General features: G+C 73.1%; 13 protein-coding genes. 5 read left to right on the forward strand and 8 right to left on the reverse strand.

Features of this window, described 5'->3' with window-relative positions; genetic code table 11:
* Positions 1–19: 19 nt before the first annotated feature.
* Complete coding sequence (locus tag OOK38_RS22145; RefSeq protein WP_266757889.1) at positions 20–604, reverse strand: RDD family protein; 585 nt, start codon at positions 602–604, stop codon at positions 20–22.
* 150 nt (positions 605–754) lie between these two features.
* Complete coding sequence (locus OOK38_RS22150) at positions 755–1,549, reverse strand: adenosylcobinamide-GDP ribazoletransferase (protein WP_266757887.1); 795 nt, start codon at positions 1,547–1,549, stop codon at positions 755–757.
* Positions 1,550–1,609: 60 nt separating this feature from the next.
* On the opposite strand from OOK38_RS22150, the gene OOK38_RS22155 reads away from it, so the two are divergent.
* Entirely contained in the window at positions 1,610–2,377 is a 768-nt protein-coding gene (locus OOK38_RS22155) for a hypothetical protein (RefSeq protein ID WP_266757885.1), read from the forward strand.
* On the opposite strand, the gene OOK38_RS22160 is transcribed toward OOK38_RS22155, so the two are convergent.
* From OOK38_RS22160 to cobT, 3 genes are all read right to left on the reverse strand, one after another.
* Positions 2,314–3,015, reverse strand: coding sequence for a hypothetical protein (locus OOK38_RS22160; RefSeq protein ID WP_266757884.1), 702 nt, complete (start codon positions 3,013–3,015; stop codon positions 2,314–2,316). The two genes, OOK38_RS22155 and OOK38_RS22160, sit on opposite strands and share 64 nt — an antisense overlap.
* A 43-nt stretch (positions 3,016–3,058) precedes the next feature.
* Complete coding sequence (locus OOK38_RS22165) at positions 3,059–4,855, reverse strand: phosphatidylglycerol lysyltransferase domain-containing protein (RefSeq protein WP_266757882.1); 1,797 nt, start codon at positions 4,853–4,855, stop codon at positions 3,059–3,061.
* Between the two features lie 695 nt (positions 4,856–5,550).
* On the reverse strand, positions 5,551–6,828 hold the full coding sequence (cobT, locus tag OOK38_RS22170; protein WP_266848727.1) for a nicotinate-nucleotide--dimethylbenzimidazole phosphoribosyltransferase: 1,278 nt from the start codon (positions 6,826–6,828) through the stop codon (positions 5,551–5,553).
* 121 nt (positions 6,829–6,949) lie between these two features.
* Between cobT and OOK38_RS22175 the strand changes: the two genes are divergently transcribed.
* Positions 6,950–8,017, forward strand: coding sequence for a class I SAM-dependent methyltransferase (locus OOK38_RS22175; protein WP_266757881.1), 1,068 nt, complete (start codon positions 6,950–6,952; stop codon positions 8,015–8,017).
* Between the two features lie 106 nt (positions 8,018–8,123).
* Here the strand turns inward: OOK38_RS22175 and OOK38_RS22180 are convergent, their stop codons facing one another.
* Entirely contained in the window at positions 8,124–9,323 is a 1,200-nt protein-coding gene (locus tag OOK38_RS22180) for a bifunctional adenosylcobinamide kinase/adenosylcobinamide-phosphate guanylyltransferase (protein WP_266757879.1), read from the reverse strand.
* Between the two features lie 113 nt (positions 9,324–9,436).
* On the opposite strand from OOK38_RS22180, the gene OOK38_RS22185 reads away from it, so the two are divergent.
* Complete coding sequence (locus OOK38_RS22185; protein WP_261706966.1) at positions 9,437–9,649, forward strand: hypothetical protein; 213 nt, start codon at positions 9,437–9,439, stop codon at positions 9,647–9,649.
* Positions 9,650–10,449: 800 nt separating this feature from the next.
* Here the strand turns inward: OOK38_RS22185 and OOK38_RS22190 are convergent.
* Together OOK38_RS22190 and OOK38_RS22195 are read right to left on the reverse strand one after the other, a co-directional pair.
* Positions 10,450–11,151, reverse strand: a complete 702-nt coding sequence (locus OOK38_RS22190) for a bifunctional 2-polyprenyl-6-hydroxyphenol methylase/3-demethylubiquinol 3-O-methyltransferase UbiG (RefSeq protein ID WP_266848729.1) — start codon at positions 11,149–11,151, stop codon at positions 10,450–10,452.
* 83 nt (positions 11,152–11,234) lie between these two features.
* The gene (locus tag OOK38_RS22195; protein ID WP_266757877.1) at positions 11,235–11,861 is read right to left on the reverse strand and encodes a DUF3043 domain-containing protein; all 627 of its coding nucleotides are present in this window, start codon (positions 11,859–11,861) and stop codon (positions 11,235–11,237) included.
* 246 nt (positions 11,862–12,107) lie between these two features.
* Here OOK38_RS22195 and OOK38_RS22200 point away from each other — a divergent pair, with 246 nt between their 5' ends.
* Together OOK38_RS22200 and OOK38_RS22205 are read left to right on the forward strand one after the other, a co-directional pair.
* Positions 12,108–12,902 (forward strand): PspA/IM30 family protein, encoded by a 795-nt coding sequence (locus OOK38_RS22200; protein ID WP_266765642.1) that lies wholly within the window; start codon positions 12,108–12,110, stop codon positions 12,900–12,902.
* 30 nt (positions 12,903–12,932) lie between these two features.
* A complete protein-coding gene (locus OOK38_RS22205; RefSeq protein ID WP_266757876.1) occupies positions 12,933–13,211 on the forward strand; it encodes a hypothetical protein in 279 nt (92 codons plus the stop codon).
* Positions 13,212–13,526 lie beyond the last annotated feature (315 nt).

Consider the following 13,526-nt stretch of genomic DNA (forward strand, 5'->3'; position numbering starts at 1 on the left):
CTGAAGCCGGGCGTGACGTTCAAGAAGTGCTGACCGGGGGCGGGGTGCCGGGCATGCGGAGCCCGAGGCCCGTCACCGCGGTTCCCGACACCCGGTCCGCCAGCGAGCGGCGGCTCGGGGCGAGCACGGGCAGCGCGTTCAGGAAGAAGATCACGACGGCGACGGTCCACACCAGCACCGAGAGCACGAACTCGCCCTCCACCAACAGGACGCAGGCCACCGCGTACACGGCGACGTCGGCCGTCGTGGTCACCGCGGCCCGCAGTGCCGCACGGCGCGGAGCGGACGGGGTGACCTTCAGGCCGAACAGGGCCTTGCCGACGGTCCGTCCGGTGAGGGCGAGCGCCGACCACTGGTAGAGGAAGGTCGCGACCACCAGCAGCCCGAAGGCCTGCTCCACGTCCCGGACCGCCTTTCGCCAGAGCGAGAGCCCGAAGCCCCCGGAGGCGCCGACGACATCGCCGCGCGAGGTGAGGAGGTCCCAGCCACCGCGCGTCGCGAGATCCGGCACGTCCGTGACGAGCGCGGAGACGCGGTGGAAGGTGAGCACGGCGAGCGCGGACGCCGCCGCGAGCACCAGCGCGAAGTCGATGAACCACGCCATGAGGCGCCGAGATTTCGGCAGTGGCGGCACGTTCGGCACAGACGTCCCCCGATCACGATCCGTTGTCTGTTCGGCCGCTCAGATTAGTGGGGGCGCCGGTCCTTGGCGGCGTTCGCCGGTGATCGTTCCAGGCCGGTGACAGAACGGTGATCAGCCCAGCGAGAGAACCACGAGCGCGGTCGTCGCCGCCGTCTCCGCGAGGCCCCCGAACACGTCGCCGGTGATCCCGCCGAAGCGGCGGGTGCAGTGCCGCAGCAGCAGTTCGGCGGCCACGCAGGAGGCACCCGCGGCCACCGCGGCGCGCACCAGGTCGTACGACCCGACGAGCGCGCCGCCACCCGCCGCCGCGCCGGTCACGGCCACCGCCACCAGCAGCGCGGCGCGGGGCGGAACGGTTCCCGCGACCGCCGCGCCCAGGCCCTCGGGCCGGGCCGCGGGCACCCCGGTGCGGGCGGCGAGCGTGAGGGCGAGGCGGGCCACGGTGGCCGAGACGACGGCCGCGAGCGCGCCCCGGGCCCATGAGGAGTCGTACGCCTGGGCGAGTGCGGCCACCTGGGCGAGCAGCACGAACAACAGGGTGATCACGCCGAACGGGCCGATGTCCGACTGCTTCATGATCCGCAGCGCGTCCTCGGCGGGCTTGCCGCTGCCCAGCCCGTCCGCGGTGTCGGCGAGGCCGTCGAGGTGCAGGCCGCGGGTGAGCGCGGCCGGTACGGCGGCGGTGGCCACGGCCGCGAGCAGCGGGCCGGCGCCCATGGCCAGCAGTGCCAGGCCCACCAGGGCGGCGCCCGCCCCGACCACGAGACCGGCCAGGGGAGCGCACAGCATGCCGCCGCGCGCCGCGTCGCGGTCCCAGCGGGTCACCTTCACCGGGAGCACGGTGAGGGTGCCGAAGGCGAAACGGAGGCTGTCGGGGAGAGAGGCCCCGGAGGCGGTCTTGGACATCGGCGCAGGCTACCCGGACGCCCGGAGGGCGGATACAGCGGCGATGGATAAAGTTCGCATATGGGTCATTGGTTGCAGCGGAACATCGTCGAACCCGGGAAACTCCCCCTGTTGCTGGCGCTGGCCTCGTTCGTCCTGACCTTCGTGGTCACCCGTTCCATCGTGCGGCTCATCCGCGCGGGCAAAGGGCCCTTCGGCAACGTCAAGGCCGGTGATCTGCACATCCACCACGTGGTGCCCGGCGTCGTGCTCACGGTGATCGGCGGCTTCGGCGCGGTCGCCAGCAGCCGGTACGGGTTCTGGCCGTGCGTGTGCGCCGTGGTGTTCGGCATCGGAGCGGGCCTCGTGCTCGACGAGTTCGCGCTGATCCTGCACCTCGACGACGTCTACTGGACCGAGGCCGGGCGCAAGAGCGTCGAGGTCGTGGTGGTCACGGCCTCCCTGGTCGGACTGATGCTCAGCGGCTTCTCGCCGCTCGGCGTCAACGACACCACCGACCAGGAGTTGCAGGACCGCGCCAGCGTGATCGTGACCATCGCCCTGAACTTCCTCTTCGCGCTGATCGCCCTGAGCAAGGGGAAGGCGCGCACGGCCATCTTCGGGGTGATCATTCCCTTCATCGCCCTGATCGGCTCGATCCGGCTGGCCAAGCCCGGTTCGCCGTGGGCCAAGCGCTTCTACCGGCGCCGGCCGCGCGCCCGCGCCCGGTCCAGACTGCGCTTCTACCGGCACGACCGCCGCTGGGCGGGCCCCAGCCGCAAGGTTCAGGACTGGATCGGCGGCAAGCCCGACCCCGAGCCGGCCCGTTCCCTGCCCGAACGGCCGTGACGCGCCGCGGAGACGCAGCACATCACCAGAACCGCCCCGATGGCCGCCAGGTGCTCCTTGCCCGCCAGGTTGTCCTTGAGGAGTACCTCGACCACCATGGCCCCGATCACCACCCCCGCCGTCACATACGCCCGGTAGCGCCAGCCGAGGAACACGGCGAGGCCCACCACGGCCGCCGACGGGCCGGTGTCGACGACCTGGGCGTCCGCCCCGGGCAGACCCAGCGGATGGTGCGGGCCGAGCGCGATGCCGACACGGGCGTAGAGCGTCCCGGCCAGCGTGGCGACGTACGCGATGACGAGCGTGCGCCACCAGCCCAGACAGATCTCGGCGATCCCGAAGACGAGGAGGATCTGCGCGAGCGCGCCCCACACGGGCAGATCCAGCGCCGGTACGAACAGGGAGAGCGGAGTGCGCAGCAGGGCGAGCGGCAGCGGGTCCTCGGCCCGGACGGAGCCGGCGTTCTGCACCAGCTGGTAACCCCAGGACTGGTTCTGCACGAACTGGAGAACCGCCGTCAGGCACACCGCGCCGAGCGTCATCGGAACCGCCCGCCACCGCTTCGCCACCAGGGCCCGGCGCACGGTGACGTACAGCGGACCCCACTCGGCGCGGGCCCGGCCGGCGAGCCTGCTCATCCGGCGGCCCCCACGGCCCGTCGCGCGCCGGTCCCCGGCGGTCTCATCTGTGCGATTCCAGGTGCTTGCGGTGCAGCCACTTCGGCAGGCCCGGCGCCTCCAGGAACCCCTCGGCGCGCGCGGACGCGACACCGATGCGCAGCAGGTCGGCGCTCTTCTCGAAGAGCAGGAACCGCGGCTCCCAGATGGGCCGGTACTTGGCGTTGGCCCGGTACAGCGACTCGATCTGCCACCAGCGCGAGAAGAAGCTGAGCAGCGAGCGCCACAGCCGCAGCACCGGTCCCGCGCCGAGCCGCGCACCGCGTTCGAAGACCGAACGGAACATCGCGAAGTTGAGCGAGACCTGGGTGATCCCGATCTCCTGGGCGCGCCGCAGGAGTTCGATCACCATGAACTCCATCAGCCCGTTCTCCGCGTCGCGGTCGCGCCGCATCAGGTCCAGCGAGAGCCCGTGCGGCCCCCACGGCACGAAGGACAGCACCGCCCGCAACTCGCCCTCGGCATCGGTGCATTCGAGCATCACGCAGCGCCCGTCCTCGGGATCGCCGAGCCGGCCGAGCGCCATGCTGAAGCCGCGCTCGGTCGCGCCGTCGCGCCAGTCGTCCGCACGCCTGAGCAGATACGCCAGCTCGGCGGCCGGGATGTCCTCGTGCCGTCGGATGCGCACCCGGTACCCGGCCCGCCTGACCCGGTTGTAGGCCTGCCGGACGGTACGCATGGCCCGTCCTTCGAGGGTGAACTCGGCCGTCTCCACGAGGGCTTCGTCACCGAGCTCGAGGGCGTCGAGACCGTGCCGGGAGTAGATGGTGCCCGCCTCCTCGCTCGCGCCCATCACCGCCGGGATCCAGCCGTGCTCCCGGGCCTCGGCGAGCCAGGGCTCGATGGCGCCGGGCCATGCCTCCGGGTCGCCGATGGGGTCGCCGCTCGCCAGGGACACCCCGCCCACCACGCGGTACGCCACCGCCGCCTTGCCGGTGGGCGACCAGACCACGCTCTTCTCCCGGCGCAGCGCGAAGTAGCCCAGCGAGTCCCGGTCGCCGTTGCGGTCGAGCAGCGCGCGCAGCCGCTTCTCGTCGTCCTCGGTGAGCGGGTCGACGGCGCGCCGGGAGCGGAACGCCGCGTAGAGGACGGCGAGCACCAGCAGGGTGCTGAGCACGTTGATGCCGACGACGACCCAGTTGGGCGTCGAGATCCCGGGGTAGTGGGAGTCGTCGGCGGCGACCGAGACGAGCCGCAGGGTGCCGTAGCGCCAGCGGTCCAGGAACGTCGAACGGTGGGCGTCCTGCGCTTCGTTGGTGACTGTGACCAGCAGCGCGGCGAGCAGGGAGGTGACCAGCAGCCCGCCGACCGCGACGGCCGCGGCGAGCTTGGGGTTCGACCGGTCGCCCTTGGCGTAGAACTCCCGGCGGCCGACGGCGAGGGAGCCCACGAAGGCCGCGGTCAGCACGAGCGACACCCAGTTCTGCGCGTACTGGCGGATCTCCGGGAACGCCATCGCGACGGCGAACAGCAGCAGGAACATGCCGCTCAGCACGGAGTTGAGGATCCACGCGGCCCGCTTGCGCCGCCGCATCGTGATGGCCAGGAACATCGTGAACACACCGGAGGCGAATCCGGCGGTCAACAGGTACGGGGTGAAGTAGTTCTCGGTGTTGTGCCGTCGTACGTCCTGGCCGAGCGACACCCACACGGCGCTCAGAAAGTTGATGAACGTGACCGCGCGCAGATACCAGACGGCGAAGGCGGCGGACCGCCGCGAGGCGGCCGTGGACCGCCGGTCCCCGTGGTTCCGGCGGACCGACGCCCGTTCCTGGTCAACGGCAATTCGGGCATCTCCCATAAAGCGCGATGATATGGGGCATTGCACCCCGCGCGGGGGAGGGCCGGTACGGGTGGTGCCCCGCCGGGCGGCGGGTTCTGCTCCTGCCGATGCCCCGGGGGCGCCCGGCTGCCGGGGCACCGGACCTCATCCCCGGACCGGGGGCCGGTCGGCACCTCGTCCCGGCCCGGTCCCGGAGAACAGGCGTCGGGCCCGGTGCGCCCTCGGGGCGGGTGAGGGCGGGCTTCGGTCGGCGTGCCGTCCCGGCCGGGGCCTGAGGGGATTGGCGTCGGGCCCGGTGTGCCCTCGGGGCGGGGCGGCGGGCTTCGGTCTGCGTGCCGTTCCGGCTGGGGCCTGGGGGGTTGGCGTCGGAGCCGGGTGTGCCCTCGGGGTCGAGGGTGTCGGGTCCGGTCGGTGAATCGTCCGGGACGGTCCGGGGAGTCGGCGTCGGGACCGGGTGTGCCCTCGGGCGGGGGAAGGGCGGGCTTCGGTCTGCGTGCCGTTCCGGCTGGGGTCTCGGGGGTTGGTATCGGAGCCGGGTGTGCCCTCGGGGCGGGCGGCCGGCCCCGGTCGGTGAACGTCCCGGCCGGGGCTGGTGAGTCGGTGTCGCGCGTGGGTGCGCCCGGGGGCGGGGCGGGCAGCCCGGTCGGCCGGTCGTCCCGGCGCGGGCCGGACGACAGGCGCCGGGTTAAGGCGCGGCCTCGGAGGCCGGTCGGCTACGCGTCCCGCCCGGGGGCCGGGGAGTCGGTGTCGGGCCCGGGCGCGGTCTGAGCGCCGGGGGCGGACTCGGCGTCAGCCTCCGGCCGGGAGCCGGGCCCGGCGCCGGTGTCGGTCCCGGAGCCGGAAACGGCGTCGGAGTCGGTTTCGGACCCGGAGTCGGGGCCGGAAACGGTGTCGGGCTCAGAGTCTTGCTTGGGGTCTGCTTCCGGGGCCGTCTCCGCCTCCGGAGAGGGGGCCTCCGGAAGGTCCGCCGCGAGGCTCGCCGCGGCCTGGACCAGGGGCAGCGCGAGCAGGGCGCCCGCCCCCTCACCCACCGTCACCCCGTGGTCGAGCAGCGGTTCGAGGGCCATCCGGTCCAGCGCCTTGGCCTGCGCGGGCTCCCCGCTGCTCTGCCCGGCCAGCCACCAGTCCGGCGCGCGGAAGGCGACCCGCTGTCCGACCAGCGCGCACGCGGCCGACACGACTCCGTCGAGAATCACCGGCATCTTGCGCACCGCGCTCTGCAGCAGGAACCCGGTCATCGCCGCCAGGTCGGCCCCGCCCACCGTCGCGAGCAGCTGCAGCTGATCCCCGAGCACGGGCCGCGCCCGCCGCAGGGAGTCGCGCACCGCGGCGCACTTGCGCATCCACGCGAGGTCGTCGATGGCCTGCCCGCCCCGCCCGGTGACGACGGACGCGTCGGTCCCGCACAGCGCCGCGACCAGGACGGCCGCCGCCGTGGTCCCGCCCACGCTGATGTCGCCGAGCACCACCAGATCCGTACCGGAGTCAGCCTCCTCGTCCGCGATGGCGACCCCGGCGCGGAACGCGGCCTCCGCCTCCTCCAGGGTCATCGCGTCCTCGACGTCGATCCGGCCCGAACCGCGCCGGATCCGATGCCGCACGACCTCGTCGGGCAGCCCCTCGGGATCGGCCTCCAGCGCCATGTCGATCACGCGCACCGGCACGCCGAGCCGGCGGGCCAGCACCGACGCCGGGCTCGCGCCCTCCAGGACCGCACGCACCAGCCGGCCGGCGCTGCCCGCGGGGCGCGCCGACACGCCGAGGGCGGCGATCCCGTGGTCGCCCGCGAACAGCACGACGCGCGGGTGCTCGATCGGCCGCACCGGCACCGCTGATTGCGCCGCCGCCAGCCATTCACCCAGGTCGTCGAGGCGGCCCAGTGCCCCGGGCGGCACGATCCGGCTCTCCCGGTGCGCCTCGGCGTCTCGGCGTACGCCCCCGTCGGGACGCTCGATCAGATCGGTGAAGTCGTCGAGATTAAGCGAGCTCATTCGCCGAACAGTACCGGCACCGATCGAACACGTCCGCGCCACGTCGATGCACTCCGTATCACCTTCGGATACGTACCGTTTGTGTCGGATTGTCGTACGGCTCGTCCCGACAGGAGCGCCCATGCCCCCCACCACGCAGCCGATCGCCGAACGCCGGGCCGCCTACGCGGCCGAACTCGCCCAGGGCACCGACCGGTTCCACGAACCGCGCCGCGCCGACTGCCCCTGGTGCGGCTCGAAGCGCCTGCGCACCCGGCTGCGTACGCCGGACCTGCGGCAGCGCAAGCCGGGGACGTTCGTCGTCGACGAGTGCGGGGACTGCTCCCACGCCTTCCAGAACCCCCGGCTCACCGCGGAGGGGCTGGCCTTCTACCACCGGGACGTCCGTGAGGACGGCCACGAGAGCCTCGCCGAGCGGCTGCTCGGCGCCCGCGGCGGAACCGGACGCCACCTCGCGGCGGCCCGCGCCATGCTGCCCTTCCCGGAGCCGGAGAGCTGGCTCGACATCGGCACCGGACACGGGCACTTCCCGGCGGCGGCCAAGGAGGTCCACCCGTACACATCCTTCGACGGGCTCGACCCGACGCGGCGCGTCGAGCGGGCACGGGCGGCGGGACGGGTGGAGGAGGCGCACATCGGGCGGCTCACGGACCCGCGGATCGCCGAGCGGCTGCGCGCCCGCTACGACGTCGTGAGCATGTTCCACCATCTGGAGCACACGCCGGACCCGCGCGAGGAACTGCGCGCCGCACTGGCGGTGTTGCGCCCCGGCGGGCACCTCCTTGTCGAAGTCCCCGACCCCGAGTGCGCGTTCGGCACGCTGCTCGGCAAGTGGTGGGTGGCGTACGGCCAGCCGCGCCATCTGCACCTCATGCCGCTGCCCAACCTGCTCGGCGAACTCGAGTCCCTCGGCTGCGAGGTCGTCGCGACGGACCGCCGGGAACCGCACATCCCCCACGACCTCTCCGGGGCCCTCGCCCTGGCCCTCGGCCGCGCCCTCCCCGGCCTCGACGCCCCGTGGCGCCCGGCACCCCCGACCCCCCTCCAGCACACCGTGCGTCAGGCCCTGACCCGGGCGTCCGTTCCGCTCCTCGCCTCGACCGCGGCGCTGGACCGCCTGATGGCCCCCGTGCTCCGCCGCACCCGCTTCTCGAACGCGTACCGCATCGTCGCCCGCACGCAGACCTGAGAGCGCCCGCCGGGAGTGAACGGAGAAGCGCCCGCCCGGAGCGACCGGGGCGAGCGCCCGGCGGAAGCGAGGAACGCGCCTCCGCCGGAACGGAGTTGGGCCGCGGTCAGCCCCGCAGCTTCAACGCCTGTCCCGCCACCACCAGCAGCACGTGCTCGCACTCCCCGGCGAACCCCGCGTTCAGCCGCCCGAGTTCGTCGCGGTATCGGCGTCCGGAGGCGGTGGCGGGGACGATGCCGGAGCCGACCTCGTTCGAGACCGCGACGACCGTGCGGCGGGTGTTCCGGACCGCGGCGACGAGCTCCTCCACGCGGGCGCGCAGGGCGCGTTCGCCACCGCCGGACCACTCGGCGTCGTCCCAGGCGTTCACCGAGTCCATGGCGTCCGTCAGCCACAGCGAGAGACAGTCGACGAGCAGGGGCGGGCCGTTCTCCGTGAGGAGGGGGACCAGGTCGCAGGTCTCGACGGTGCGCCAGGAGCCGGGCCGCCGCTCACGGTGGGCGCTGACCCGCGACGCCCATTCGCCGTCCTCGTTGCGCGAGCCTCCCGTGGCGACGTAGAGGACGTCGGGGAACGCCTCCAGCCGTCGTTCCGCCTCCACCGACTTGCCCGAACGCGCCCCGCCGAGCACCAGCGTCCTGCGCGGCACGTCGGGCACGTCCTCGTAGACGCCCACGTCGAGCGTCGCCCCGTCGGGCACGGCCCGCGCGCCCGCCGCGGCGAGCCGCCGCCGCAGTTCGGGACCCGGGGGCACGTCGTGGTCGAGGTGCACCGCGATCACGTCCGTCGTCGGGCCGACCGCGCCGACCGATCGCAGCTTCGCCAGGGCGTCCGGCCGCCCCACCACGTCGAGGAGCACCATGTGGTAGGCGTCGCCGTTCTCGTCCAGACCGGCCGGGGCCGCCCCCGGCGGCAGGTACAGCAGCCGCTGCCCGTCCGGTCCGGTCACCGCGTACCCCGTGCCCGGCGAGTCCATCGGCACCGCCCGCACCCGGTGTCCCGTCATCAGCGCCAACTCCCGTCCGTCGGGCACCCGGCCGGGCTGCGGCAGCCCGGCCGGCACCTCCACGGCGGGTCCGTCGTGCGGATGCGAGAGCAGTACCTGCCGTACGCCGCCCAGCGAGTGTCCGGCCCGGGCGGCCGCGAACGCGGCGCCGGGGGTGAGGTCGAGCAGCAATGTGCCGTCCACGAGCAGCGCGGTGGCCGCCCGCGCCCTCTCGCCGAGCGCGGTCGCGCAGGCAGCGCAGGGACAGTCGGGGCGGGGCAGGCCCGCGGGGGCGCCGGTGCCGAGCAGAGTCAGTTCCACGCCGTCGATTTTTGCGTGTCCCCGCAGGTCTTGCGCGTCCGGCTAGGCTTCGGACGGGAGCCGGATCTTGTCCGGCGCCCGCTGTGCAGTGTGCTCACACCTTGGAGGCGTACATGGCGGCATGGACGTGGCGGTTCGAGAAGTCCGACGGGACAGAGGTCCAACCCGCGGTGCAGCCCGAGGAGTTCACCACCCAGGGCGACGCCGAGTCCTGGATCGGCGAGGTGTGGAAGGACCTTCTGGCGGGCGGCGCGGACCAGGTGTTCCTCTTCGAGGACAGCACGCAGATCTACGGTCCGATGAGCCTGCACGCCGAGCCGGAGTAGGCCGGTCGGGGTTGCCGGGGGCACACCCCGGCAACCCGCCACGCCCCTCGAGCGAGCGGCACCACCGGCTCCCCCGGCGCCGCGATCCCGCCGACCCGACCGACTCCTCGTCGTCCACCACGGCCAGAAACGGGCAGCCGCCCGGCGCCACCGGGAAGGGCTGGTCGTCCGGCTCTGCCGGGAAGGACCAGTCGTCCCGGCGCCCTGAGGAAGCACAGTCATCCGCCCCGGCCAGGAGGGCTGGTCGTCCGGCTCCGTGAGGAACCACGGTGGTCCGGCTCTGCCGGGAAGCGACGGTGATCCGGCCCGGCCAAGAGAGGACGCTCGTCCGGCGCTCCGTGGAAGCACGGTCATCCGGCTCCCGCCGGGAAGGGCTGGTCGTCCGGCTCCGTGAGGAACCACGGTGGTCCGGCTCTGCCGGGAAGCGACGGTGGTCCGGCCCGGCCAAGATGGGACGTTCGTCCGGCGCCCCGTGGAAGCCTGGTCGTCCAGTTCCCGCTGGGAAGGGCTGGTCGTCCGGCTCCGTGAGGAAGCACGGTCGTCCGGCCCGGCCAAGAGGGGACGCTCGTCCGGCGCTCCGTGGAAGCACGGTCATCCGGCTCCCGCTGGGAAGGGCTGGTCGTCCGGCTCCGTGAGGGAGCGTGTTCGTCCGGCGGGAATGTCCGGCTTCGCCGGGAAGGGGAGGGTCTCCGGCTTCGCCGGGAAGGAAGCCCCGACGGCATCCGGGGTGTCCGGCCCCGGTCGGGGGGCGGAATCCCGTCTCCCCCCGAAGGGGTCGTCCGGCCCCGCCCCGAGGGGGGTCAGCCCCGCACGCCGCACAGGTGCAGCAGCGCCGCCACCTGGCGGTACGGATCCGTCCGTCCGGCCCGCTCCTCCGCGGCCAGCAGCGTCTCCGCGTCCGGCGGAAGCGGCGCGCCGTCGGCGGCCGTGTCCGTGAAGACCCGCACGCCGTACCAGGCGTGCAGCGGAGCCCCGATCCCGGCGAGCGTGCCGGTCAGCGTGGCGAGCCGGTCGGCGCGGACGTCGAGGCCGAGCCGGTTCGTGTACGCGGTCGTGTCGAACGAGGCCAGCGTCGTCGCCCAGTCCCCGCCGAGCCCGGGCCGCATGGCCAGCGCGTCCGCGTTGCGCACCAGCAGCGAGAGCAGCCCGCCGGGGGCCAGCATCCGGGCCATGCCCGCCAGCAGCGCGTCCGGATCCTCGACGTACATCAGGACGCCGTGGCACAGCACCACGTCGAAACTGCCCGGCAGGAAGTGGACGCCGGTCTCGCGCCCGTCGCCCTCGATGAGGCGCACCCTGCCGCGGATGCCCTCGGGCTCGGCGGCCAGGGCCTCCCGGGCCACGGCCAGCATCGTCGCGTCCTGCTCGAGCCCGGTCACCTGATGGCCGGCCCGGGCCAGCCGCAGGGCCTGCGTGCCCTGGCCCATCCCGACGTCGAGCACCCGAAGCCGCTGACCCACCGGATACCGCCCGGCTATCTGCTCGTCGAGCTGCCGGGCCACCAGTTCCTGTCGTACGACATCACGCAGCCCGCCCAGCTTGTTCAGCCAGGCATCCGCCGCGCCCCCGGAGAAAGACGTCGTGCTCAGGGCCGCTCTCCGCGCTTGACCTGCGGCTTCGGCAGCCGGAGTCGACGCATCTGGAGGGTGCGCATCAGCGCGTAGGGGACCGCGCCCTTCTTGGGCAGGTCGGGGAAGCGCGTGTTGAGCTGCTTCTTCAGGCGGATCGCGATGCCGATCGAGTCGACCACGATCATCACGATGACGACCAGCCACAGCAGCAGCGCGATGTTCTGGAGCGAGCCGACCCGCACCATGCTCAGGACGAGGATGACCACGGCCATCGGCAGGAAGAACTCGGCGATGCAGAAGCGCGAGTCGACGAAGTCACGCGCGAACCGGCGGACCGGGCCCTTGTCGCGTACGGGCAGATAGCGCTCGTCGCCACTGGCCAGCGCCTGGCGCTGCTTCTCCATCTGGGCACGGCGGTCGTCGCGCTGCCGCTTGGCCGCCTCCTTGCGCGTCGTCGGCGTCTGGGCGACGCTGCGACGCTGGGTCTGGGCCTCACTGCGCTTGGGCGTGGGGCGGCCCTTGGGGGCCTGCGGATCACGGGTCACTTTGGAGTCGGTCACCGGCGCCTTGTCGGCGGGGGCCTTCTCTTCCTTCGCACGGCTACGGAACACAAAACCCAAGGGTACGGGGTCCGCGGGCATGGACGTCGTTCGAGTGGGGAACGATCCGGCAACGCCGTGCGTCTGTAGTGGGACAGAGGGGACGTCCTTCCCGGGTGGACCCCGGGTGTCACCTACTCCCTACGCCGGAGCGGTGGAGAACGCAGTCGTCCTTGGGGATGAGCGCATCCGTCCCCGAACAGTGCGGTAATGGATGCAGGGCCCGTACTGTGGGTCCTGTTGCAGTACCTGGAGCTGGAGTCCGTCAGAAGGGGGCGCGCGAAGCCCATGAGCGGTGTCATGAAGCGTATGGGGATGATCTTCCGCGCGAAGGCGAACAAGGCCCTTGACCGGGCCGAGGACCCGCGCGAGACCCTCGATTACTCGTACCAGAAGCAGCTGGAGCTGCTCCAGAAGGTCCGGCGCGGTGTCGCCGACGTGGCGACCAGCCGAAAGCGCCTCGAACTGCAGCTGAACCAGCTCCAGAACCAGTCCTCCAAGCTGGAGGACCAGGGGCGCAAGGCTCTCGCGCTCGGTCGTGAGGACCTGGCCCGTGAGGCGCTGTCGCGCCGTGCCGCGCTCCAGCAGCAGGTCACCGACCTGGAGACGCAGCACCAGACCCTGCAGGGCGAGGAGGAGAAGCTCACCCTCGCGGCCCAGCGTCTCCAGGCCAAGGTCGACGCCTTCCGCACCAAGAAGGAGACGATCAAGGCGACGTACACGGCGGCCCAGGCACAGACCCGGATCGGGGAGGCCTTCTCCGGCATCTCCGAGGAGATGGGTGATGTGGGGCTTGCCATCCAGCGTGCCGAGGACAAGACCGCGCAGCTCCAGGCGCGGGCCGGCGCGATCGACGAGCTGCTCGCCTCCGGAGCGCTCGACGACCAGTCCGGGCTGGCCAAGGACGACATCCAGAGCGAGCTGGACCGGCTCTCCGGTGGTACGGATGTAGAGCTGGAGCTGCAGCGCATGAAGGCGGAGCTGGCAGGCGGCTCCTCGTCACAGCAGGCGATCGAGGGCGGCACGGGCCAGTCCCAGCCGTCGTCGCAGCCCCAGGACACGCCGCGCTTCGACAAGCAGTGACCGACAGGGCCCACGCCTGAGGAGGGCGACATGATCGTACGGATCATGGGGGAGGGGCAGGTGAGGCTGGACGACGGCCACCTCACCGAACTGAACAAGCTGGACGACGAGCTGCTCTCCGAGATGGAGCGCGGCGACGAGTCCGGCTTCCGTCGCACCCTGGGAGCCCTGCTGGACGCGGTGCGCGGCGCCGGGAGCCCGCTCCCCGACGACTCGCTGGAGCCGTCGGAGCTCATCCTCCCCTCTCCGGACGCCACGCTCGAAGAGGTCCAGGAGATGCTCACCGGCGACGGCCTGATCCCCGGCTGAGCACTACCTCCCCGACCGAGCGCGGCCGCTCCCCACTCTCCGCTCCCGCGTGCCCCGGTCCGCAGCCGGGCGAGGCCGGTCCGGCCCTCGGCCAGGCGAGGTCGACCCCACCTGGCCTCTCGCCGGGGGTGAGCGCACCGCACCGTCCGCCAGTCGGCGGGCCTCGGTCCGCAGCTCGGTGAGGCCGGTCCGGCCCTCGGCCAGGCGAGGTCGACCCCACCTGGCCCCTCGCCGGAGATGAGCGCACCGCACCGTCCGCCAGTCCGGCGTGCCCCGGTCCGCAGCTCGGTGAGGCCGGTCCGGCCCTCGGCCAGG

This window comes from Streptomyces sp. NBC_00568, assembly GCF_026341855.1.
Lineage (GTDB): Bacteria > Actinomycetota > Actinomycetes > Streptomycetales > Streptomycetaceae > Streptomyces.